Genomic DNA, 22,423 nt, shown 5'->3' with positions numbered 1-22,423 from the left:
GCATGTCCAAGACCCATTGCACCGCATCAACGGCCCTGGCTGCCCTGCTCGCCTTCTCGGCAGTCCTGCCGGCCATGGCCGCCCCCCATCATCACAAAACAGAGGCGAAGCCTGCAGCGGCCAAACCAGCAGCTGCTCCGGTCAAGCCGCCTGAGGACCAGATCCTGGCCGTCATCAACGGCCAGGTCCTGACTCAGCGTGACGTGGACAACCGCGCAAAGCTCTTCGTGCTCTCCACCGGCCTGCCCATCAGCCCGGAGATCATGAACCGCATGCGCGGCCAGATCATCCATCAGCTGATCGACGAGCGCCTGAAGACACAGGAAATCCTCAAGCGCCACATCAACGTGGAGCCTGACCAGATCGCCGGCGCCATCTCCAACATTGAACAGCGCAATGGCATGCCCAAACATGCCCTGCGTGACCGTCTCGCAACGGATGGCGTGTCCCTGACGACGCTGATCGACCAGATCCGCGTGCAGATCGGCTGGATGCAGGTTCTTCGTGAAAAGCTGGGCGAAGAAGGCCGGATCACCGCCACCCAGATCAGCCAGCGCGAGCAGGCCCTTCAGGCCGAGCAGGGTCGTGCCCAGTACTTCATGAGCGAGATTTTCGTTCCCGTGGCCGATCCGCGCCATGACGAGAACGAACTCGCCTTCACCAAGACCATCATTTCCCAGCTCCGCGAAGGTGCGCCTTTCCCGATCGTGGCGGCGCAGTTCTCGCAGGCCCAGTCAGCCCTCGATGGTGGCTCCATGGGCTGGGTGCAGGAAGACAGCCTCGATCCGCAGGTCGTCAGCATCGTCCGCCAGATGCCGATCGGCGCCATTTCCAACCCGATCCAGGTTGCGGGCGGCTTCGTGATCGCCACGGTTCAGGCCAAGCGCGTGGTTGGCAAGCAGATGGGAACCCTTCTCGACCTGCGACAGGCCTTTTTCCCGTTCGATGCGCCGCTTAATCCGCAGAACCCGACCGACCAGCAGAAAATGGCACTGCAACATGCCACAGCCGCTATCCAGAACACCCATAGCTGCCCGGAAATGGAAGCGCTCAACAAGTCTCTGGGTGAAAAGCGCCCCAGCAATCCAGGTGCACAGGTTCTCGAACGCCTGATGCCCCAGATGAAGGCCATCCTTGAGACGCTTCCGCCCAACAAGGTCAGCCGCCCGCTCGTCTCGATGGACGGCATTGCCCTGCTGATGATCTGCGACCGCCAGCAGAAGAACCTGGCCCAGCAGAGCCCGAGCGAAATTGCCGATCAGCTTATGAACGAACGCGTCGAACAGGCCTCCCGCCAGCTTCAGCGTGACCTTCAGCGCCGTGCAATCATCGAGATGCGCCCCGCCGCCAAGGCCACCAACTGACGTGTCCCTTCCCTCACTGCGTGACACCATCCAAGCCCATGGTCTGGATGCAAAGAAATCCCTTGGCCAGCACTTCCTTCTCGATCCGGGCATCTGCGCCCGCATCGCGGCTCTGGGTGGAGACCTGACCGGTCGCAGCGTCGTCGAAATCGGCCCCGGCCCCGGCGGCCTGACCCGAGCCCTGCTGGACACCCCCGCCAGCCGCGTCGATGTCGTGGAAATCGACGAACGCGCCTGGCCCCTGCTGGATGAACTGGCAACCTATTACCCGGACCGCCTGCACGTCGTCCGTCAGGACGCCCTGAAGCTGGACGCGGCCACTCTGGCCCCTGCCCCGCGCCAGATCATTGCGAACCTGCCCTATAACGTCGCCACGCCCCTGCTCGTAGGCTGGCTGCGTCAGGCCTCGCAGTGGGAACGCCTGTCGCTGATGTTCCAGCTGGAAGTCGCCGAGCGCATCTGTGCCGCGCCGGGAAGCTCGGCTTACGGTCGTCTTGCCGTGCTGGCCCAGTGGTGCGCCTCATGCTCGGTCGCCCTGCGCATTCCCCCGGCCGCCTTCTCACCGCCACCCAAGGTCCATTCCGCAGTGGCCGTCATCATCCCGCATGCCGAGCAGCCGTCTCCACAATTGTTCCGCGCCATGGAACAGGTCACAGCCGCCGCTTTCGGACAGCGCCGCAAGATGCTGCGTTCTTCGCTAAAATCCATTGGTGGCGAACGCCTGCTGGAACAGGCCGAAATTGAACCGACCCGCCGGGCCGAAACACTGTCAGTCGCCGAATTCGCGCGGCTGGCGGAACTGAATCTCGCCAGCCGCTGAAGCTTCTTACGACTTCGCGCTTTCGCGTTCGCGCTCGAACATATAATCCCGCGTAAACGGCACGGCGTCGATCGACCGGGTCAGCTGAAGCTGGAAGTTCATGTGCCCCTGCACGCGGAACGCCAGTTCGGCCCCCACGAGATAGAACTCGAACATCCGGACAAACCGCTCGTCATAAAGCGCCAGGATCTTGTCACGATTGGCATCAAAACGCTTGCGCCATTCCGCCAGCGTGCGCGCATAATGCAGACGCAGCACCTCGCAGTCCGTCATCCACAGTCCCGAGCGTTCAATCGCCGCCAGCGTCTCGCTCAGCGCCGGCGAATAGCCACCCGGGAAAATGTATTTCTGAATCCAGGGATTGGTCGTTCCCGGCCCGTCCATACGCCCGATGGAATGGATCAGCGCCACCCCATCCGGCTTCAGACAGGCCTTCAGCTGTTTGAAAAACGCTTCAAACTGCGGCGGACCAACATGCTCGAACATGCCCACCGAAACAATCCGGTCAAACTGCTGGCGCAGATTGCGGTAATCAATCAGCTCGAACCGCACCTGTCCTTCAAGCCCTTCATCCTTCGCCCGCTGACGTGCCACCTCAAGCTGCTCGCGTGACAGCGTAATGCCCAGAACCTTTGCGCCATAATCTTTCGCTAGCGTCAGGGCCATGCCACCCCAGCCACAGCCGATATCCAGCACCTCAAGCCCCGGACGATCCAGATTGAGCTTGGAGGCGATATGCCGCTTCTTGGCGACCTGCGCCTCCTCCAGCGTCATGTCCTCACGCGCGAAATAGGCGCAGGAATACTGCCGGTCCTTGTCCAGGAACAGATCGTACAGCTTGCCGTTCAGATCATAGTGATGCGCGACATTGCTGCGGGATTTCTTGAGCGAATTGAGAGTCTTCCACGCGCGCGTCACATAACGCAGACGGTCCTCGATCTCTTCGAAGACGTGCCCATGTCCGTTGATGTTTTCCATCAGGACCGTCAGCAGCGTCTCGAGCGTACAGCCATCGGGCACGATACTGCCCGCCATGTATTCCTCGCCGAATGCCAGACCCGAATTGATGATCAGGGCGCGCTCTGCCTGCTTGTTCAGCAGATGAAGTCCGGCTTCCAGCCCCGGTTTGCGTCCGCGATAGGTACGGACAACGCCATCGCTGAAGGTTACCCGCAGGCTTCCTGTCTGGATGAATTTCTTCAGGACAAAATCCAGAATTTGCTTCATGCCGATCTCCTGTATCCAATATCGGGAAAAAGCCCGAGCAGTGCTGGAGTTGTATCCTGCCAGTCAAACAGGCACAAAAAAACCCGGCTCGGGATTACTCCCGGCCGGGTTTTCCTGGACAAGGTCAGCGGTATCAGCCTTCGGCTTCTTCCGATGCCTCGGCAGCTTCGGCAGCAGCCTCTTCGGCGGCGTTCTCAGCCTGCAGTTCGCCAAGGATGTTCTCATCCTCGTCCTGCACGCCGATGGCTTCGCCACGAGCCTGACGCTCTGCTTCTTCAGCGGAACGGGCAACGTTGACCGTCAGCGGGATGGACACTTCCGGATGCAGCACGATGCGTGCTTCCGTCAGGCCAAGCTGCTTGATCGGGTGTGCCAGGACAACCTGCTGACGCGAGATCGTCAGACCGGCTTCCGTGGCGGCAGCCGCGATGTCGCGGGTGCTGACGGAACCGTACAGGCTTCCGCTGTCACCAGCCTGACGGATGATGACGACGGACAGCTCGTGCATACGTTCGGCAAGACGCTCGGCCTCTTCACGCTTCTTGAGGTTCTGGGCCTCAAGCTGGGCGCGCTCGGTCTCGAAACGCTTCTTGTTGGCAGCCGTGGCGCGCATGGCCTTGGCCTGGGGCAGCAGGAAGTTACGGGCATAACCCGGCTTCACGTGCACCAGGTCGCCCATCTGGCCGAGATGCTCGACCCGCTGCAGCAGGATCAGTGCGGTCTGGGACATGATGCTCTCCTCAGTTCACGACGTAGGGGAGCAGGGCGAGGAAACGGGCGCGCTTGATCGCCTGTGCCAGCTCACGCTGCTTCTTGGCCGAAACGGCCGTGATGCGGCTCGGCACGATCTTGCCACGCTCCGAAAGGAAGCGGCTCAGCAGACGCACGTCCTTGTAGTCGATCTTCGGCGCATTCGGGCCGGAGAACGGGCAGGACTTGCGACGACGGTAGAACGGACGACGTGCGCCAACTGCCGTACGACGGGCAGCGGGGTTCACTTCGTTGACGTCGGGAGTGTTGGTCTCGGACATGTTTCTTACTCCGCTCCGGCCGTCTCACGAGCATCGTCCTGCTCGCCACGTGCACGATATTCTTCACGGTCTTCGCTGCTGCGACGGGGACCGCCACGGCCGCTCTCGAAACGACCGGCCGGCTTGGAGCCGCCACGGAAGTTGCCGCGATCGCCACGATCATCGCTCTTGCGCGCCAGAACCGGAGACGGGTTCTCGTCGATCTCGTCAACGCGCAGCGTGAGGACGCGCAGCACGTCTTCGTTCAGGCCCAGCTGACGCTCCAGCTCGCGCAGCGTGTCGGGGGTGCAGTCAAGGCCCAGCAGGACGTAATGGCCCTTGCGGTTCTTCTTGATGCGGTATGCGAGGGAACGCAGGCCCCAGAATTCGCGCTTCTGGATAGAACCGCCGTTGTCCTTGAGCAGGGTTTCGATGGTCTCGACCAGGGTTTCCACCTGAGCCTGCGACACATCGTTACGTGCGATGAGCACGCTTTCATACAATGGCATGAATACTCCCTTCGGATGAGGTCAACCCGAAACTGGCTCCGGCCCATGCCGGAGACAGGGCCCATGTTTCAGGGCACGGGTATAGCCGGTGCGATGCCACATCGCCCGGCAGGGAAAGGCGGCATTAATCACACCATGCGTCTCAAGGCAAGTCCTGCCTTAGAGTCGCCTCAGTCTTTCCGGGACATATTCGTCCGGAACGTCCCAGGTTTCGGACACCACGTTCCGGATCACAAAACCTGCCCGCTGGTAATTCGGCAGAGCATGGGAATGGTCCAGCGTGCAGGTATTGACCCGCAACCGCCAGCTTCCGGCATCAAAGGCCCGCGCCACCGCATGATCCAGCAGCATGCGCCCCAGGCCACGCCCCATCGCCTGCGACAGCAGACCGAAATAAGCCAGATTGGCGTCCCCGCCCCGCCTCAGATCAAGTTCGTAGAACCCGACAGGACTGCTCGAACTGTCGCGTAGAACCATGAAATGAACGGCGGGATCATGAAGGATATCTGCGAGATCCTGATCCGGCATCGAACGCCGCATCCACCAGCAATACTCCTGCCCCACCCCTGCATACAGGGCACGATAGAGCGGCACGGCATCGCTGCCAGTCATACGGGTCAGGAAAAACCCGTCCGGCAGGACGGGCGAAGGACACGCAGTACGCGTCTCCAGAAAGGTGACATCCACCGCAAGACGGGTGGATGCCCCTTTGGGTCGGAGCCAGCCGGGCAGCACCGCCTGACGATCAGTTGTCGTCGAGGAAGGACCGCAGCTTGCGCGAGCGGCTCGGGTGCTTGAGCTTGCGCAGGGCCTTCGCCTCGATCTGACGGATACGCTCACGGGTGACGTTGAACTGCTGGCCCACTTCCTCAAGGGTGTGGTCCGTGTTCATGCCAATACCAAAGCGCATCCGCAGCACGCGCTCTTCACGCGGCGTGAGCGACGCCAGAACGCGCGTCGTGGCTTCACGCAGGTTCGTCTGGATCGCAGCATCCAGCGGAATGACGGCCGTCTTGTCCTCGATAAAGTCACCGAGATGGCTGTCTTCCTCGTCACCTATTGGCGTTTCGAGAGAGATCGGCTCCTTGGCGATTTTCAGGACCTTGCGGACCTTCTCCAGCGGCATGCCGAGCTTCTCAGCCAGCTCTTCCGGAGCCGGCTCACGCCCGATCTCATGCAGCATCTGGCGCGATGTCCGGACAAGCTTGTTGATCGTCTCGATCATGTGGACCGGAATACGGATCGTCTTGGCCTGATCCGCGATGGAACGCGTGATCGCCTGACGGATCCACCAGGTCGCATAGGTCGAGAACTTGTAGCCACGACGGTACTCGAACTTGTCCACGGCCTTCATGAGACCGATGTTGCCTTCCTGAATCAGATCCAGGAACTGCAGGCCACGGTTCGTGTATTTCTTGGCAATCGAGATCACCAGACGCAGGTTCGCCTCGATCATTTCCTTCTTGGCACGTGTGGAATCACGCTCGCCACGGGAAATGGTGGCATAGACCCGGCGGAACTCACCGACCGGCAGACCCGTCTCATGCGACAGGGCCGCAATCTCGCCACGCAGGTTGCGCAGCTGGTCCATGTGCTTGGTCGTCAGGTTCTTCCAGCCCTTGCCCGGCAGCGCGGAAATGCTGTCCAGCCAAGTCGGGTCAAGTTCGCGGCTGCGATACTTGATGAGGAAGTCATCACGCGAGATCTTGCAGTTCTCAGCCAGACGCATCATCCGGCCTTCGACATTGTTCAGCTTCTGAACCTGCATCTTGATCTGCGCAACCAGCTCTTCGATCCGGTTGTTGTGCAGATGCACCTGTTCAACGAGACTGACCAGTTCATGGCGCAGCTTCTCGTAGGTCTGCTCGGACTTGTCCGAATGATCCTCGCCACCCGTCAGGGCTTCGATGCGCTTGATCTGGAGCTTGCGCAGCTTGTGATAAAGCGGCTCGATGGCTTCGAAGCGTGCCAGGATTTCCGGCTTCAGCTTCTCTTCCAGAGCGGACAGGGACAGGCCGCTGCCTTCCTGCTGATCGCCTTCACCCTCTTCGTTCTCGTCCTCGGTGGAGTCTTCCTCTTCAGAAGCCTCGTCACCTTCCTCGCCCTCGACCGCCTCGGGGTCCGGACCGCCGCCCTGACTGGCCTCAAGATCCACGATGTCACGCAGGAGCATCTCACCGTCCTTGAGGCGCTCATGCCAGGAGATGATGGCGCGAATCGTCAGCGGGCTTTCGCAGAGACCGCCGATCATCTCGTCGCGGCCGGCCTCGATCCGCTTGGCGATCGCAATTTCGCCCTCACGCGACAGCAGCTCGACCGAGCCCATCTCGCGTAGATACATCCGGACCGGATCATCCGTGCGGCTGGCGGCCTCGGCATCGACGTTACCGCCCTGCGGCCCTTCGGCCTCTTCGGACTCGCCTTCGGCTTCCTTCTCAGCAGGAGCCTCGGCGTCATCCTGCTCTTCATTCTCGATGACCTGAATGCCCATTTCGGACAGCGCCGCCATGACGTCCTCGATCTGCTCCGAAGACATCTGGTCCTGCGGCAGGACAGCATTCAGTTCGTCAAAGGTGATATGCCCGCGTTCACGCCCTTTGGCGATCAGCCGCTTGACGGCAGCGGACTGCGTATCGAGGAGAGTGGTATCCCCCTCCTGTTCCTGCGCGTTCCGATCCGTTCCAGAGGCTGTTTTCGTCGCCATTCGTCTCTCCGTCAACTCCGCCGCGAGTTAGCAATCCGGCAGCGTGCAGGTGGTCGATCCTTCGCCCGAAGTCAAGATTGGCACTCCAAAGAATGCAACCTTTCGGGAATAAAAAACATTACGTTGCCGTTTGCAGCCGCTCGTTTCCTAGACGACCTCGCCCCGGCGCAGCGCCTCCAGCGCCCGCATCCGAGCCAGCAGTCCTTCCGGAAAAGTCGGCCCCGCATCCGCACCATCCGCAGCCGGCGCATCCTGCGAATAGAGCTGCATGATGGTGTTCTGGATGTCCGCCGTCACCTCACGCTCGAAGGTCTGGAAATTGACGAGACCGTAAAAATGCCACCAGCTTTCAATGACATCCACCTTCAGGATCTCGTCGCGGACTTTCTCGTCTCCCACGCCCCGGGGCAGCGGCCCGCTTTTCACCGCAACCGCCAGATCCGCAAGCCCATGATCTTCCAGCCAGGTCATGCATCCGTCTTCAGACAGTCCGTCCTGCCCCTCTTCCTGACATGACCAGTCCAGCAGCGCTGACCGCAACCGGTCCAGTTCAGGCGGCAGAGGCAGACCGCTGTAAGCCTGTTCCACTTCCGGAAGGATATCCGGATGATGGAGCAGCATCGCCGTCATGATGTTCAGCCGCTCCAGATTTCCCGACTCCACATCGCGCATTGCTCCGGGCGCCTGCGTGGAAAGCGGCAGGCTCTCGCCCCCCTTGCGCTGAAAATTCTTTTTCCGCCGGAAGCGGGCAAAGAACATGTCGAGCAGCGTACTGCGATATTCCGATGCCAGTGCCTTGTCCGGAATAAGCCGCGACAGCGCCACCAGCTTTTCACGCAGCGCCGCCCGCTGGTCCGGCCCCGGATCCACCAGCCCCACCGTCAGCAGCCCGAACAGTTCCTCCGCCATGGACGTCGCGCCCGAAAGAACCTCCTGCATGGCTCTCGGTCCGCGGCTTCGGATCAGACTGTCCGGATCGTCTTTCGGGTCCAGCCGGCAGAACCGGATCGTCCGCTCCGGCGACAGGAGCGGCAGCGAAACCTCACAGACCCGCAGCGCCGCCCGCGCGCCCGCCGCATCGCCATCCAGACACAGGATCGGTGACGGCGACATGCGCCACAGCAGCTCAAGCTGCTCCTCGCCCATCGCAGTGCCCAGAGGAGCAACGCCCCCGCCAAACCCCGCCTGATCCAGGGCAATGACGTCCATGTACCCCTCGACCACCACGAGTTCCGCCCCGCGATGCACGGCCTCGCGCGCAAGATCGAGATTGAACAGCGTGCGTCGTTTGGAGAACAGGGCCGTCTCGGGACCGTTCAGATACTTAGGCTGCCCGTCCCCCAGCGTCCGTGCACCGAAGGACATGATGCGCCCCCGCCGGTCCCGGATCGGGAATGTTACGCGATTGAAGAACAGTTCCCCCTTCGGAGCCCCCTGCTCATCCACGCGCATGACACCAGCCCGGATCAGCATCTCGACCGTCACCCCATGCGGCCGCAACTCGTCCAGAAGCTGCCGCCCGTCACCGGACCAGCCCAGACCGAACCGTTCGATCGTCTGATCCGTCAGCCCGCGCCCTTTGAGATAGGCCAGCCCCTCGCGCCCTTCAGGCCGATAAAGCCGCCGCCGATAGCTCTCCTGCACGAGATTGAGCACATCCCCGAGCGACTGCGCTTCCCGAGCCCGGGCTTCCGTCCGGGGGTCCGCTTTCGGAACCTCGAGTCCCGCTTCTGACGCAAGCTGTTCGACCGCTTCCGGAAAGCTGCGACCCTCGCTCTGCATCACATAGCTGATGGCATCACCATGCACGCCACAGCCGAAGCAGTGGAAATGATCGTCGTAAATATAGAAGGACGGCGTCTTCTCGCCATGAAACGGGCAGCAGGTTTTCCAGTTACGTCCGGACCTCACCAGCTTGTTACGCCGCCCGATCAGCGACGGAAGCGGAGTCCGGTTACGCAGTTCATCCAGAAAAGCAGCATCAATTGCCATGGGCAGGAAGAGCCTTTCATGCGGGTTGGAAAGAAGGTCCACGAGCGAATACAGCGCCAGTCCTTCTGTTTAAAGGAAACTTTTTTCCGAAATCCACCGCGCGTACCCTCCCGATGGGTCACAGGAAACTGACCGATCGGTCAGTCCTGTCATAAAATCATAATGACCGATCGGTCATTTCGAACAGTTTTCAAGCAGATATAATTTCTTCCTTTTGATATCCATCAATGGTTTCCACCCTGAAGAAGCGTCATGGTGGCGCTGAACCGGGGCACGGGCCCTCCTGCTCCGCCTTTCCTTCGGCGACAGCCCGCGCCCGACGACAGACACAGGATCACAGCCAATGACTGTCAAAATCTCAGTCCTGAAAGAACGCGACGAAGGCGGGGAACGCCGCGTCGCCCTCATCCCGCAGGTTGTCGAAAGACTGACCCCGCTCGGGATCAGCTTTTCCATGGAGACGAGTGCAGGCGTCGCATCGTCTTATCCCGACAGCACCTACAAGGACGTTACCTTCTCGTCGGACCGCAACGCCCTTGCCGCGGATGCCGACATCCTCCTCGCCGTCCAGCCCCCGACGTTGGAAACGGTGAAGGCCATGAAGCCCGGCGCCATCCTCATTTCCTTCATCTATGGCCGCAACAATCCGGATCTGGTGAAGGCCCTGCGGGACGGGAAGATCACCTGTTTCGCCATGGAACTGGTGCCCCGTATTTCCCGCGCACAGGCCATGGACGCCCTGTCCAGTCAGGCCACGCTGGCCGGCTATTACGCCGTTCTGATGGGCGCGGTGCACATGCCCAAGATCCTGCCCATGATGACCACAGCCGTCGGCTCCCTGCGCGCCGCACAGGTTCTGGTCATGGGCCTTGGTGTGGCCGGGCTCCAGTCCCTGGCAACCGCCAAGCGCCTTGGCGCCATCACCGAAGGCTATGACGTTCGCCCCGAAACCAAGGAAGAAGCGCAGTCTCTGGGCGCGAAATTCGTCGATACCGGCGTCGATGCCACCGGTCAGGGCGGCTATGCCCGCGAACTGACGGATGACGAAAAACAGAAGGTCCGCAAGGCGCTGAGCGACCATATCGCCCGCTCGGACCTGATCGTCACAACGGCCGCTGTCCCCGGCAAACGCGCACCCCGCCTGATCGACGCCGAACAGATCAAGGCCATGAAGCCCGGCGCGGTCATCATCGACCTTGGCGCCGAAAGCGGCGGCAACTGCGAAGGCACACAGGCCGGACAGACCGTTCAGGTCGGCCCCACGACCATCGTAGGGCCAATTAACGTCCCGTCCATGCTCGCCGAACAGGCCAGCGAACTCTACTCCAAGAACATCATGCATCTGCTCCAGCAGATCATCACCAAGGACAAAGGCCTGGCGCTGGACTTCACGGACGAAGTCATCTCCGGCACCGCGCTCACGCATGACGGCACCATCACGAATGACGGCATCCGCAAAGCCGTGGATCCGAATTCGCCAGCTCCGCCCGCACCTGCCCCCACGCCTGCTGCCACTCCCGCGCCGACAGCTCCCGCCGCAAACGATACAGGCAAGGAGACCGCAAAATGATTACCGCAATGACATTCGTCATCGCCCTGTACATCTTCATGCTCGCGGCTTTCACGGGCTATGAGGTCATCAGCCGCGTCCCCTCCATTCTGCACACGCCGCTCATGTCTGGCTCGAACTTCGTGCACGGCATCGTGGTCGTCGGCGCCCTCGGCGCGTTGTTCAACGCGTCCTCCGTTCTGGAACAGGTCGTCGGCTTTCTGGGCGTCATGCTCGGCGCCGGTAACGTAGTCGGCGGCTATGTCGTGACCGACCGGATGCTGGCCATGTTCAAGCCCAGCACAAAACCCGCAGCATCAGCTCCGGCATCAGGAGCCAAGTCATGATCCTGCTCGCCTATATCGTGGCCCTCAGCGGCCTGGTCGCTTCCGGCCTGCTGGTCTACGGCCTCAAACGCATGTCCTCTCCCGTCACGGCCGTTTCCGGCATCGTGACCGCAGGCTGGGGTATGCTGTTCGTCGTCGCGGCCAGCTTTCTGCAGATCTTCAGCGTTTCCGACGCGGCCCAGCCCCATATCGTCGTGAACGTCATCCTGGCCCTGCTCGCACTGCTCATCGGTGGCGGCTGGGCCGGCTGGAAAGGCCGCAGCGTCGCCATGACCGCGATGCCACAGATGGTCGCCCTCTTTAACGGCATGGGCGGCGGCGCTGCCGCGGCCGTGTCCGTCATCGCCCTAACCGGCCCGAAAGACACCGGCGTGGGCCAGCTCCTCGTCACCGTCGCCGGTGGCCTGATCGGCAGCATGTCGCTCTCTGGCTCGCTGATCGCCTGGGCCAAGCTCGATGGCCGCATGAACAAGCCGATCCGCTTCGGCGGACAGCGCATCGTCAACGCCGCCGTCTTCATGCTGACGGTCCTGCTCGGTGTCATGGCTGTCGCCCTGTATCATCAGCCCGGCGGCGGGCTGCTTGCCCTGCTGTTCTTCATCGGCGCCCTGCTCTGCGGCATCTGCATGACCGTCCCCATCGGCGGTGCGGACATGCCGGTCGTGATCTCGCTGTACAACGCCTTCACGGGTCTTGCCGTCGGGCTTGAAGGCTATGTCATGGCCGATCCGGCCCTGATGATCGCCGGTATGGTCGTGGGTTCGGCCGGTACGCTGCTGACCGTCATGATGGCCAAAGGCATGAACCGCTCCATCACCAATGTCCTGTTCAGCAATTTCGGCGAAGCCACCAAAGCCACTGCCAGTGGCCCGCAGAAGGAAGCCAAATCCGTCAGCCCCAGCGATGCCGCGACCACGATGCGCTATGCCTCCACGGTCATCATCGTGCCGGGCTATGGTCTTGCCGTCGCACAGGCCCAGGGCAAGCTCTACGAGTTCGTCAAACTGCTCCAGGCCGCAGGCGTGGACGTGAAATTCGCGATCCACCCTGTCGCCGGACGCATGCCGGGCCACATGAACGTGCTGCTCGCCGAAGCGGGCGTGCCGTACGACATGATCTACGACATGGACGACATCAACGACAGCTTCGCCGATACCGACGTCGCCCTCGTCATCGGCGCGAACGACGTGGTGAACCCCTCCGCCCGGACGGACAAGTCCTCTCCGATCTACGGCATGCCGATCTTGAATGCCGACAAGGCCCGTCAGGTCTTTGTCATCAAGCGCGGCATGGGCATGGGCTACTCCGCCGTCCAGAACCCGCTGTTCTTCCAGGACAACTGCGCCATGGTCTTTGGCGATGCGCAGGCCGTGCTTTCCAAGATGGTGGAGGCCGTCAAGGGCCTCTCCGCCTCGTAACACCCGCCAGAAGGAGCCTTTCCCATGGCTGATACAATGCTCGCCGCCGTCGTCCGTGAATTCGGCAAGCCGCTCTCCATCGAGCGGCTGCCCATCCCGGACATCAAGCCCCACCAGATTCTCGTGAAGGTCGATACCTGCGGCGTCTGCCACACTGACCTGCACGCCGCGCGCGGGGACTGGCCGTCCAAGCCCAACCCGCCGTTCATTCCCGGCCATGAAGGTGTGGGCCACATCGTCGCCGTCGGCAGTCAGGTCGGCGATTTCGTCAAGACCGGCGATGTTGTGGGCGTGCCCTGGCTCTATTCCGCCTGCGGTCACTGCGAACACTGTCTGGGCGGCTGGGAAACACTCTGCGAAAAGCAGGACGACACCGGCTACACCGTCAATGGCTGCTTCGCCGAATATGTCGTGGCAGACCCGAACTACGTCGCACACCTGCCCTCGACCATCGACCCGCTTCAGGCCTCTCCCGTCCTGTGCGCAGGCCTGACGGTCTATAAGGGCCTGAAAATGACCGAGGCCCGACCCGGCCAGTGGGTCGCAGTCTCGGGCGTCGGCGGCCTCGGCCAGATGGCCGTGCAGTATGCCGTCGCCATGGGCATGAATGTCGTCGCCGTGGACATCGATGATGAAAAACTCGCCACGGCCAAGAAGCTCGGCGCGTCCCTGACGGTCAACGCCAAGGATACGGACCCGGCAAAGTTCATCCAGCAGCAGATCGGCGGCGCACATGGCGCCCTCGTCACCGCTGTCGGACGGACGGCGTTTTCGCAGGCCATGGGCTATGCCCGCCGCGGCGGCACCATCGTCCTGAACGGCCTGCCGCCCGGCGATTTCCCGGTCTCGATCTTCGACATGGTCATGAACGGCACCACCATCCGCGGCTCCATCGTCGGCACGCGGCTGGACATGATCGAAGCCATGGATTTCTTCGCCCGCGGCAAGGTCAAATCCGTCGTCACCCCCGGAAAACTTGAAAACATCAATACGATCTTCGACGATCTGCAGAATGGTCGCCTCGAAGGCCGGACAGTGCTCGACTTCCGGTCCTGAACTATAAGCCACAGGAGAACACGCCATGTTCGCCATGCAGCTCAAAGCCCATCACACCCCTCTGGAATGGGTCGAACTCCCCGATCCCGAACCCGGCCCCGATGAAATCCGCATCCGGATCGGCGCCTGCGGCGTGTGCCGGACGGACCTGCATGTTGTGGATGGCGAACTCCCGCACGCCACCCTCCCCATCATCCCCGGCCACGAAATCGTCGGCCGGATCGACAAACTGGGCAGCAATGTCACCGGTCTGTCGGTGGGCGAGAGGGTCGGCGTGCCCTGGCTCGGACATACCTGCGGGCACTGCTATTACTGCACGCACGGGATGGAAAATCTCTGTGACCATCCCCTTTTCACAGGCTTCACCCGCAATGGCGGCTACGCGACCATGACGGTCGCCGATGCCCGTTACGCCTTCCCGATGGGCGACAGGGGTGAGGACAAGGATCTGGCCCCTCTGCTCTGCGCCGGGCTGATCGGCTGGCGCTGCCTGAACAAGGCCGGGGACGGCAAGAAGATCGGGCTCTACGGTTTTGGTGCCGCCGCCCATATCATCACGCAGGTCCTGCGCTGGCAGGGCCGCAAGGTCTATGCCTTCACGTCCCCCGGCGATACACAGAAACAGGATTTCGCCCGCTCCCTCGGTGCCGTCTGGGCGGGAGGCTCGGACGAACTCCCACCCGAACCGCTGGACGCCGTGATCCTATTTGCCCCCGTCGGCGCCCTGCTTCCTGCGGGTCTCAAGGCCATTCGCAAGGGTGGTAAAGTCGTGTGCGGCGGCATCCACATGAGCGAAATCCCGGCCTTTTCCTACGACACGCTTTGGGAAGAGCGCGAAATCGTCTCCGTCGCCAACCTGACCCGTCAGGACGGTCTGGAGTTCCTGAAAATCGCCCCGGAAGTCGGCATCAAGGTGACCAACACACCCTATGCCCTCAAGGACGCCAATCAGGCCCTCGATGACCTCCGCCACGGTCGATTTGACGGTGCCGCAGTCCTTCTGCCCTGACTGGCACCGGAAAACAGGTTTCGGAAAAGCTAACTTTCGGAATACATGCTGCACAGCGCGACGGCACACGTCGCGCATGGATGCACAAACCGTCGCAAACCTGCGCCTTGCCGTCAGAGAGAGATATGGGACAGACACAGACCCTGCCACGAGACGCTTCCTATCTCGCCTTTGACCTGCTTCCAGACCCGATCTGCGTGGATTCTGCCAATAGTGCAGGCTCGCGCCATTTCAACACGGCCTGGAAACGCCACGCCTCCGGCCTGGGCATCCCGGATGATTTTTCGAAATGGATCCCGATCGTCCTTCCGCCCGATCAGGCCGACGTCACCCGCGCCCTTCGCGAAAGCACGGCGCCCGACACGACCCGGAGCGCAACATTCCGCATCCGCTATCCCGACGGGCAGTACCGCTGGTTTCTCCTGCGCATCATCCATCGAGCGGCACCCGGATGCGACACCCCCTCCCGCCTCCTGATCCTGACTGACATCCACGAGCAGAAACGCCGCGAAAAGGCCCTGCTTCAGAAAGCCGATATCCGCGACCGCATGCTCAATGTCAGCGTGGACTGCATCAAGGAAATCGCAACGGACGGCACACTGGTCCACATGAACGCGGTCGGCTGTGACGCCCTTGGCGTCGACAGTACCTCAGGCTTCGGCATGCGCTGGCTCGACCTGCTCCCGCCGGAAGCCCAGGCTCCCGGCAATGCAGCCCTCAGGGACGCCGCTGAAGGACAGAACGTCCGCTTCGTGGGCGCCAGCCAGCTCCCCGATCAGCCCGTCCGGCACTGGGACAACATGCTGACCCCGCTCCTGAACCCCGATCAGGGCGTCGAGGCCATTCTCTGCGTTTCGCGCGACGTGACGATCCAGCGCGAGCATGAACAGCGGATCGCCCTGCTGCTCAACGAGTTGAACCATCGCTCGAAAAACATGCTCGCGATCTTCCAGGCCCTGATCCGGCGCACTGTCCCCGATCCCACGGCCCCCTTCGTCAAGGTTCTGGAACAGCGCATCACGTCCATCGCCAGAAGTCAGGACCTTCTGATCCACGGTGAATGGACGGGTGCTACAGTCCGCGATGTTGTCACATCCCAGACCGTTGTCGCCGGAGACTTCCCCGCCACGCGCCTGCGGATCGAGGGCGATCCGGACCTCCAGTTCGTCCCCGACACCGCCGACCGTATCGGTCTGGCGATCTACGAACTGACCACCAACGCCATCAAATACGGCGCCCTGTCGAACGACACTGGAACCGTGACCGTCAGCTGGGATCTGCGGAACGAAGAAGACGGCCCCGTTTTCCGGATGTGCTGGAAGGAAAGCGGCGGCCCCACCGTCACCCGACCGGAACGCCGTGGCTTCGGATCAATCGTTATCGAACACAATCCCCGCTCCATCCCCGGCGCGAGCGTCTCCTGCTCCCACGAACCGGACGGCACCATCTGGACCTTCAGCGCCCCGGCCGAAAATGTCGTGCGCTGCCCGTCCCGATTGTTCTGAACGCAGGATTGGGGCATGCTCGGCTCTGTCTCTCTGCTACCGGGTGCTCCGGCAGCTTTGGAAAACAGGAAGCGTTCATGAAAAAGTACCTGATGCTTGCCGCCGCAGCCGGTCTGCTGGCGACATCGATCACCACGGCGGAAGCAGAACCGGGCGGCTGCCTCAAATACGGCGCTGCCGGCGCCGTCGGTGGACACGTCGCCAACCATCACGGTGTCCTCGGCGCCATGGGCGGTTGTGCGACCGGCATGTATGTGCGTCACCGCTACCGCAAGGAAGCCCGCGCAAAGGCTGCCCTGTATGACAAGGAACATCCGGGCGCGAAGGGTTCCTACGAGGAAAAGGCTACGGCCTATGACGTGGAACACTCCACATCCCCCGGCCAGATGAACAGCACGACCCAGCCGGGCACTGCCGCTCCGGCTCCGGGAACTCCGGCCGCACAGCCGCAGCAGTAACATCCTGCCAGTCCGTTACGACTGACGGTGTCGGGCTCCCGAAAGGGGGCCCGATCTGCATTCAGAGCTGCTGTATGGCAATATCCGGGGCACTGTCCCGCTTGTCCTGCGCTTCCACATACATCCGCAGCACAGCCGGAAACCGCTCCCGGACCTTCCGCTCCAGCGCAGACACACCCCGCTCCACCTGCCCGGCCGTCAACGTATCTTCCCAGTCCAGCGACAGCAGGACAATCACGCTCCCCGGTCCCCGCGTTTCGGTCACGACCTCGTTGACGCCAACCACGCCCGGCAGCTTCGCCGCCTGCTCCCGCACGAACGCATCGATTTCCGGGCTGCTCTCCCCGACCAGCAGCGAGCGCGTCTCGTTCGTCAGCAGCACCGCGACAATGACCAGAACCACCCCGATCAGCAGCGATGCCACACCATCAAGCACATGCAACCCCGTCACAACGGAGAGCACGGTAAAGACCAGCGCGATCATCAGACTGACCAGCGCCGCCCCGTCCTCGAACAGCACGACAAACAGCCCTGGATCGGTACTGCGGCGGATCAGGGTCCACAGCGACCCCTTGCCCGAAGGCAGGGACTTCATGGCCGCTAGGAAACCATAGCCCTCCATGCTGCCCGAAATCACAAGAATGGCGACATTCAGCCACCAGCCGGGAAAGACATGCCCCAGCACATGGATCGGCTCCATCGCCGCCGGATGCCAGACCTTCTCCCAGCCCTCATGCAGGGACGCAACACCACCGCCAACGAACAGCGCGCCCGCCACAACCAGCGTCCAGAAATAGAGCTCCCGGTGATGGCCAAGCGGATGATCCCGCGTCGCCGGCGCCTCAGCCCGTTTCATGCCAACCAGCAGGAGAAGCTGATTGCCGCAGTCCACGAAGGAATGGACCGTTTCCGCCAGCATGGCCGCCGACCCGGTCAGCAGCGCGGCCGCCCCTTTCACGCAGGCAATCGCAAGATTGACCCCCAGCGCAATGAAAACGACCTTCGTTGAACCACCTGCCGACATTCTGGCCTCATCCGCAAAACAGGATTTCAGAGTGAGGGCCTCGCCGCCGCGCTGTCAAACCCGCCCCACGCTATTGCAGGCTTCCGAGCGCATCATCGCCCTCATGGCCCTCCTGAACACGCGTCAGTTCATCCACCAGACAGAGCCGCCCGTCACGGAACTGATAGAACGCCACCACCCGGATCACACTCCGCGCCCCACAAGGACGGATCGCCGAAGCCAGATGAACCGTCGCCGCCCGATCCGTCTCACAGACCAGATGCAGGATCTCGATTTCCAGAGACGAAAGCCCGTCCCGCAGAGCCAGCGCATGGGCCCGAAAATCCGCAAGATTCATCTCCCGCCCATCCACAAGCTGCCGATAATCGGGCGTCATGAATGCCGTCAACGCATCCAGATCGGACCCGAAATCCGTAAACATGGCGAACATGTCCCGGATGATCCTTTCCGGAGCATGACGGGACGCTTCAATATGTCCTGACATCTATTTCAGCCCGCTATCCTGCCGCACACGCTCCAGCAGCACGACGAAATCCCGCTCGGCATCCCCGGCACTGATCGCGCTCAGCAGCCGGTCCCGCACCACCGAGGCGTAAGGCAGCGGCACAGCATGCTCACCCCCCGCCTTGAGGAACATCTCCATGTCCTTGAGCCCCAGCGTCACCGGCGCGCCCGGATGGTCGTATTCATGATCGACCATCAGCTTTCCGTAATTCTTATGAACCGGCGCGTTGTAGAAACTGCCCGTCATGATCTCGAAAATCTTATGCGGATCCGTCCCGGCCTTTTCATTCAGCGCAAAAACTTCCGCCATCTGCTCGATCGTCGAATAGATCATGAAGTTCAGAGACAGCTTGGCCAGATTGGCCCGAACCGGATCCTGCCCCACTTCGAAAAGCTTTGAGCCAAAACACTCCAGCAAAGGCCGCAGACGCTTCAGCGCCTCATCCGCGCCTGCCGTCACCACGAAGAGTTCACCCGCCTTTGCGGCTGGCGGGCGCCCCAGCACATTGGCACTGACATAGACCTGCCCATGCTCCGCATGACCGTCCCGCAGACGGCGCGCCTGCTCCAGGGACAGCGTACTGCTGCACGCATGAATGCCGCCCGGCGCCAGAGCCGTTGCAATTCCGTGTTCTCCGAAAACAGTCTCTTCCGTGCTCGCATCATCGAACAGCATGGAGAACACGACCTCCACCTGCCGCGCCACATCCGCAGGTGTTTCGGCAAAAACAGCCCCCTGCGCCACCAGATCATCCGCCTTCGCGCGCGTCCTGTTGGTCACGACAAGCTCATGCCCTCCCTTGAGAAGACGCTCCGCCATCGCATGTCCCATGGCCCCAAGGCCCACAAAGCCGACTTTCATGATCCTGATCTCCCGCTGAACACTCCGTTCAGGGTTTCAAACCCGCCCGGACACCACAGTTCTAACGAAAGTCATTTTGGCGTTCTCACGCTCTCAGGCCATAGTTCGACTCATGTGCGCCAATTCCTTCATGACCCCTGCCGCCGCAGACCGTCCAGACGCCGAAACGCCGTGGCTGCTTGGCGGACACATAAAGCAGGACACGCGCCGGATCGCCGAACGCCACGCCCATGCACGCGGCCAGATCTTCGGTATTGAAAGCGGCGTCATGGCCATCCGTACCGAGCACGCCTACTGGCTGATCGGCCCCGGCCAGTGCCTCGGGCTCCCGCCCCATATTCCGCACGAAGCCCGCTCCCACGGCGCCGTCGCAGGCTGGAGCCTGTATGTCAGCGCAGCAAAATGCTCCGGCCTCCCGAAAGACCCCTTTCTCGCAGGCGGCACACGTCTCCTCACCGCTCTGGCGGACCGTCTCTCCCACGACGCCGACGAAACACGATGGGACGCCCAGATCAGCCGCCTCGCGGAATGCTTCTGGCACGAATTCCTGACCGCCCCCCGCGCCTCCGTGTCCCTGCCCTTCCCCCAAAGCGAGAAACTCTGCCGCGTTGCCAACACCCTGAGCGACAACCCGGCAGATTCCCGTGACCAGAAAGACTGGGCCGAACTCGCCGCCATGTCGCTCCGCTCCTTCGTCCGCCATTTCACGCTTGAGACGGGCCTGCCGTTCTCCGTATGGCGGCAACGCCTGCGCATCCTGAACGCACAGGAAAAACTGGCCCGCGGCGAAAGCGTGGCCAGCGTGGCACTGGACGTCGGTTATGAAAGCCTCGGCGCCTTCGCCACGACCTTCTATAAAAACACGGGCTACCGTCCCAGCGATTACGCCAGGCTCTGCCGGACACCCTGAAAACAGAAAAGCCGCCCCCGAAGGAGCGGCTTTTCATCGTGCGACTTGATCGACGGATCAGGCCGAAAGATGCGCCTTCACCAGCGCACTGGCCTTCGCCGGATCCAGATCCGCGCCAAAACGCTCCTTCAGCGCGGCCATGACCTTGCCCATGTCCTTCATGCCGGCCGCTTCCGTCTTCTTCACGGCGTCTTCAATCCCGGCCTTCAGAGTGGCTTCATCCAGCTCCGGCGGCAGGTAGGACTTGATCGTCGCGATCTCGCCCTCTTCCTTTTCCGCCAGCTCCGGACGGCCACCCTCACGATACATCGTGGCGGATTCCGTACGGGACTTGATCATGGAGCGCAGGGCGGAAATGATATCCGTATCCGTCACTTCGCCCGTCTTGGCACGGGCTGCAACGTCCAGATCCTTGATCTTGGCCGTGATCCCGCGGATCTGCGCGACCGTCTCGGACTGACCGGCCTTCATTGCCGTCTTGAGGTCATCCATGATCTGCTTGCGAAGCGACATCGCCGTTCTCCTTCATTGGACGGCCCGCAGGAAACTCCCTCGGCGAGCCATCCCTCTTTCCGTGAATGGCGGCAAAATCGCACAAAAGCCGGATTGCAACAATCCGGCAGCCTCCCAGCACACGAAACGAGCCATTCGGAAAAAACTTCCCACCCGCTCCTGGTATACAGAACGTGCAGTGGGAAAAAACTTCCCATTCCGTTTCCGATCCCGTATTCAGAGGCTCCAGAAGGACATCCGGCAGCCAGCAACGGGGCGACCATGGACATCGACAGAATCATCGAAAAAGCCGGAGGCGCGGACGAAATCGCCGCTCTCGCCGGCGTCGGACTGGAAGCCGTACGCAAATGGCGCCAGTCCCGCATGGTCCCCACCAAACACTGGCCAGCCCTGCTGCGCGTACCGGGAATCGCCCTTCAGGATCTGACAGCAGACCTCACCACGACTGAAACCCCACAAGAACAAGAAAGAGAGACGGACGTGTCCAATCCCTGCCCTCCCGGCGCCAACGCCGCCCTTGTCCTTGCAGACGGGACAGTCCTGTGGGGCCGCGGCTTCGGCGCCCATACAGAAGGCGCCGTCGGTGAGCTCTGCTTCTCCACCGGCATGACCGGCTATCAGGAAACCCTGACCGACCCGTCCTTCGCCGGACAGATCGTGACCTTCACCTTCCCGCATATCGGCAATGTCGGCACGAACGCCGATGACAACGAGGCCCCGAAGATGGCGGCCCTCGGCGCCGTCGTGAAGGAAGACATTACCGCCCCGGCAAGCTGGCGCTCCCACGAGCCCTTCGCCGCATGGCTCCGCGATCACGGTCGTGCCGGCATCAGCGGCATTGACACCCGCGCCATCACACGCACCCTGCGCGACAACGGCCCGCAGACCGCCATCCTCGCCTTCCCGGAAAACGGCCGTATCGACACGGACAGCCTACTGAACCGCGCCCGCCAGTGGCCCGGCCTCGAAGGCATGGACCTCGCCAAAGAGGTGACCCAGCCCAAGCGCGTCTGGACACAGGGCGTGTGGGAAACCACCCGCCCGGCCCGGACCGAAAACCGCCGCCGCGTTGTCGCCATGGATTACGGCGCCAAGGACAACATCCTGCGCTGCCTCGTGACCGCCGGATGTGACGTCACCGTCCTGCCCGCCACGGCCACCGCCGAAGAAATTCTGGAACTCAAGCCCGAAGGCGTGTTCCTCTCTAACGGCCCCGGCGATCCGGCCGCGACCGGCACCTATGCCGTCCCCGCGATCCGCACGGTGCTGGACGCGAACGTCCCCGTCTTCGGCATCTGCCTCGGTCACCAGCTTCTCGCGCAGGCTTTGGGCGGCAAGACCTACAAGCTGGAGCGCGGCCATCGCGGCGCAAACCAGCCGGTCAAGGACATCGAGACCGGCCGCGTGGAAATCACCAGCCAGAACCATGGCTTTGCGGTGGACGAAAAATCCCTTCCGGCTGATGTGAAGGTGACGCATGTGAGCCTGTTCGATGGCTCCAACGAAGGCATCGCCTCCACCACGAAGGACGCCTTCTCCGTCCAGTACCACCCCGAGGCGAGCCCCGGCCCGTCTGACAGTTTCTATCTTTTCGAGCGTTTCGTCGCGGTCATGGACCGTCGCGCTAAAGCAGGAGCCTGAG

21 protein-coding genes and 1 pseudogene are annotated in these 22,423 nt (G+C 62.1%); 11 read left to right on the top strand and 11 right to left on the bottom strand.

Features of this window, described 5'->3' with window-relative positions; all coding sequences use genetic code 11:
* The first annotated feature begins 2 nt into the window (after positions 1-2).
* Together HKD24_RS03665 and rsmA are read left to right on the top strand one after the other, a co-directional pair.
* A complete protein-coding gene (locus HKD24_RS03665) occupies positions 3-1,364 on the top strand; it encodes a peptidylprolyl isomerase (RefSeq protein ID WP_194259050.1) in 1,362 nt (453 codons plus the stop codon).
* 1 nt (position 1,365) lies between these two features.
* Positions 1,366-2,184 (top strand): 16S rRNA (adenine(1518)-N(6)/adenine(1519)-N(6))-dimethyltransferase RsmA, encoded by an 819-nt coding sequence (rsmA, locus tag HKD24_RS03660; RefSeq protein ID WP_194259049.1) that lies wholly within the window; start codon positions 1,366-1,368, stop codon positions 2,182-2,184.
* A 6-nt stretch (positions 2,185-2,190) separates the two neighbouring features.
* Here rsmA and HKD24_RS03655 read toward each other — a convergent pair whose 3' ends face one another.
* From HKD24_RS03655 to dnaG, 7 genes are all read right to left on the bottom strand, one after another.
* Positions 2,191-3,411 carry an SAM-dependent methyltransferase gene (locus HKD24_RS03655; protein WP_194259048.1) on the bottom strand — a complete coding sequence of 407 codons (1,221 nt, stop codon included), beginning with the start codon at positions 3,409-3,411 and terminating at the stop codon, positions 2,191-2,193.
* Between the two features lie 133 nt (positions 3,412-3,544).
* Complete coding sequence (gene rplI, locus HKD24_RS03650) at positions 3,545-4,141, bottom strand: 50S ribosomal protein L9 (RefSeq protein ID WP_194259047.1); 597 nt, start codon at positions 4,139-4,141, stop codon at positions 3,545-3,547.
* Positions 4,142-4,151: 10 nt separating this feature from the next.
* Positions 4,152-4,442, bottom strand: a complete 291-nt coding sequence (gene rpsR / locus HKD24_RS03645; protein ID WP_062509557.1) for a 30S ribosomal protein S18 — start codon at positions 4,440-4,442, stop codon at positions 4,152-4,154.
* A gap of 5 nt (positions 4,443-4,447) precedes the next feature.
* Complete coding sequence (gene rpsF / locus HKD24_RS03640) at positions 4,448-4,930, bottom strand: 30S ribosomal protein S6 (RefSeq protein WP_041110770.1); 483 nt, start codon at positions 4,928-4,930, stop codon at positions 4,448-4,450.
* Positions 4,931-5,089: 159 nt separating this feature from the next.
* Positions 5,090-5,542, bottom strand: coding sequence for a GNAT family N-acetyltransferase (locus HKD24_RS03635; RefSeq protein WP_228124137.1), 453 nt, complete (start codon positions 5,540-5,542; stop codon positions 5,090-5,092).
* A 133-nt stretch (positions 5,543-5,675) separates the two neighbouring features.
* Positions 5,676-7,634, bottom strand: a complete 1,959-nt coding sequence (gene rpoD / locus HKD24_RS03630) for an RNA polymerase sigma factor RpoD (protein WP_194259045.1) — start codon at positions 7,632-7,634, stop codon at positions 5,676-5,678.
* Positions 7,635-7,781: 147 nt separating this feature from the next.
* The gene (dnaG, locus tag HKD24_RS03625; protein WP_194259044.1) at positions 7,782-9,626 is read right to left on the bottom strand and encodes a DNA primase; all 1,845 of its coding nucleotides are present in this window, start codon (positions 9,624-9,626) and stop codon (positions 7,782-7,784) included.
* 343 nt (positions 9,627-9,969) lie between these two features.
* Here dnaG and HKD24_RS03620 point away from each other — a divergent pair, with 343 nt between their 5' ends.
* The 7 genes from HKD24_RS03620 (at position 9,970) to HKD24_RS03590 (ending at position 16,968) form a co-directional block, all read left to right on the top strand.
* Positions 9,970-11,196 (top strand): NAD(P) transhydrogenase subunit alpha, encoded by a 1,227-nt coding sequence (locus HKD24_RS03620; protein ID WP_194259043.1) that lies wholly within the window; start codon positions 9,970-9,972, stop codon positions 11,194-11,196.
* Positions 11,193-11,522, top strand: coding sequence for an NAD(P) transhydrogenase subunit alpha part 2 (locus HKD24_RS03615; RefSeq protein ID WP_041110778.1), 330 nt, complete (start codon positions 11,193-11,195; stop codon positions 11,520-11,522). Before HKD24_RS03620 ends, HKD24_RS03615 begins: the two co-directional genes overlap by 4 nt.
* A complete protein-coding gene (locus HKD24_RS03610) occupies positions 11,519-12,940 on the top strand; it encodes an NAD(P)(+) transhydrogenase (Re/Si-specific) subunit beta (protein ID WP_194259042.1) in 1,422 nt (473 codons plus the stop codon). Before HKD24_RS03615 ends, HKD24_RS03610 begins: the two co-directional genes overlap by 4 nt.
* A 24-nt stretch (positions 12,941-12,964) precedes the next feature.
* A complete protein-coding gene (gene adhP / locus HKD24_RS03605) occupies positions 12,965-13,996 on the top strand; it encodes an alcohol dehydrogenase AdhP (RefSeq protein WP_172491767.1) in 1,032 nt (343 codons plus the stop codon).
* A gap of 25 nt (positions 13,997-14,021) precedes the next feature.
* Positions 14,022-15,005 (top strand): zinc-dependent alcohol dehydrogenase family protein, encoded by a 984-nt coding sequence (locus HKD24_RS03600; protein WP_194259041.1) that lies wholly within the window; start codon positions 14,022-14,024, stop codon positions 15,003-15,005.
* Between the two features lie 125 nt (positions 15,006-15,130).
* Positions 15,131-16,510: a sensor histidine kinase gene (locus tag HKD24_RS03595; protein WP_194259040.1), complete on the top strand. Its 1,380-nt coding sequence runs from the start codon at positions 15,131-15,133 to the stop codon at positions 16,508-16,510.
* A 77-nt stretch (positions 16,511-16,587) separates the two neighbouring features.
* A complete protein-coding gene (locus HKD24_RS03590) occupies positions 16,588-16,968 on the top strand; it encodes a hypothetical protein (RefSeq protein ID WP_194259039.1) in 381 nt (126 codons plus the stop codon).
* Positions 16,969-17,029: 61 nt separating this feature from the next.
* Here the strand turns inward: HKD24_RS03590 and HKD24_RS03585 are convergent, their stop codons facing one another.
* The 3 genes and pseudogenes from HKD24_RS03585 to HKD24_RS03575 all read right to left on the bottom strand — a co-directional run.
* Positions 17,030-17,992, bottom strand: a complete 963-nt coding sequence (locus HKD24_RS03585; RefSeq protein WP_194259038.1) for a cation diffusion facilitator family transporter — start codon at positions 17,990-17,992, stop codon at positions 17,030-17,032.
* A 70-nt stretch (positions 17,993-18,062) separates the two neighbouring features.
* Positions 18,063-18,476, bottom strand: a complete 414-nt coding sequence (locus HKD24_RS03580) for a nuclear transport factor 2 family protein (protein WP_194259037.1) — start codon at positions 18,474-18,476, stop codon at positions 18,063-18,065.
* A pseudogene (locus HKD24_RS03575) lies at positions 18,477-19,373 on the bottom strand (NAD(P)-dependent oxidoreductase); the annotation flags it as partial.
* Between the two features lie 97 nt (positions 19,374-19,470).
* On the opposite strand from HKD24_RS03575, the gene HKD24_RS03570 reads away from it, so the two are divergent.
* Complete coding sequence (locus tag HKD24_RS03570) at positions 19,471-20,268, top strand: AraC family transcriptional regulator (protein WP_228124136.1); 798 nt, start codon at positions 19,471-19,473, stop codon at positions 20,266-20,268.
* 57 nt (positions 20,269-20,325) lie between these two features.
* Here HKD24_RS03570 and HKD24_RS03565 read toward each other — a convergent pair whose 3' ends face one another.
* Positions 20,326-20,781, bottom strand: a complete 456-nt coding sequence (locus HKD24_RS03565) for a GatB/YqeY domain-containing protein (RefSeq protein WP_194259035.1) — start codon at positions 20,779-20,781, stop codon at positions 20,326-20,328.
* Between the two features lie 261 nt (positions 20,782-21,042).
* On the opposite strand from HKD24_RS03565, the gene carA reads away from it, so the two are divergent.
* Positions 21,043-22,422 carry a glutamine-hydrolyzing carbamoyl-phosphate synthase small subunit gene (carA, locus tag HKD24_RS03560; protein WP_194259034.1) on the top strand — a complete coding sequence of 460 codons (1,380 nt, stop codon included), beginning with the start codon at positions 21,043-21,045 and terminating at the stop codon, positions 22,420-22,422.
* Position 22,423 lies beyond the last annotated feature (1 nt).

The sequence above is a fragment of the Gluconobacter vitians genome, from assembly GCF_015244565.1.
Lineage (GTDB): Bacteria > Pseudomonadota > Alphaproteobacteria > Acetobacterales > Acetobacteraceae > Gluconobacter > Gluconobacter vitians.
Note: the sequence above shows the minus strand (reverse complement) of the source record. Positions and strands in the feature narration are given on the sequence as shown.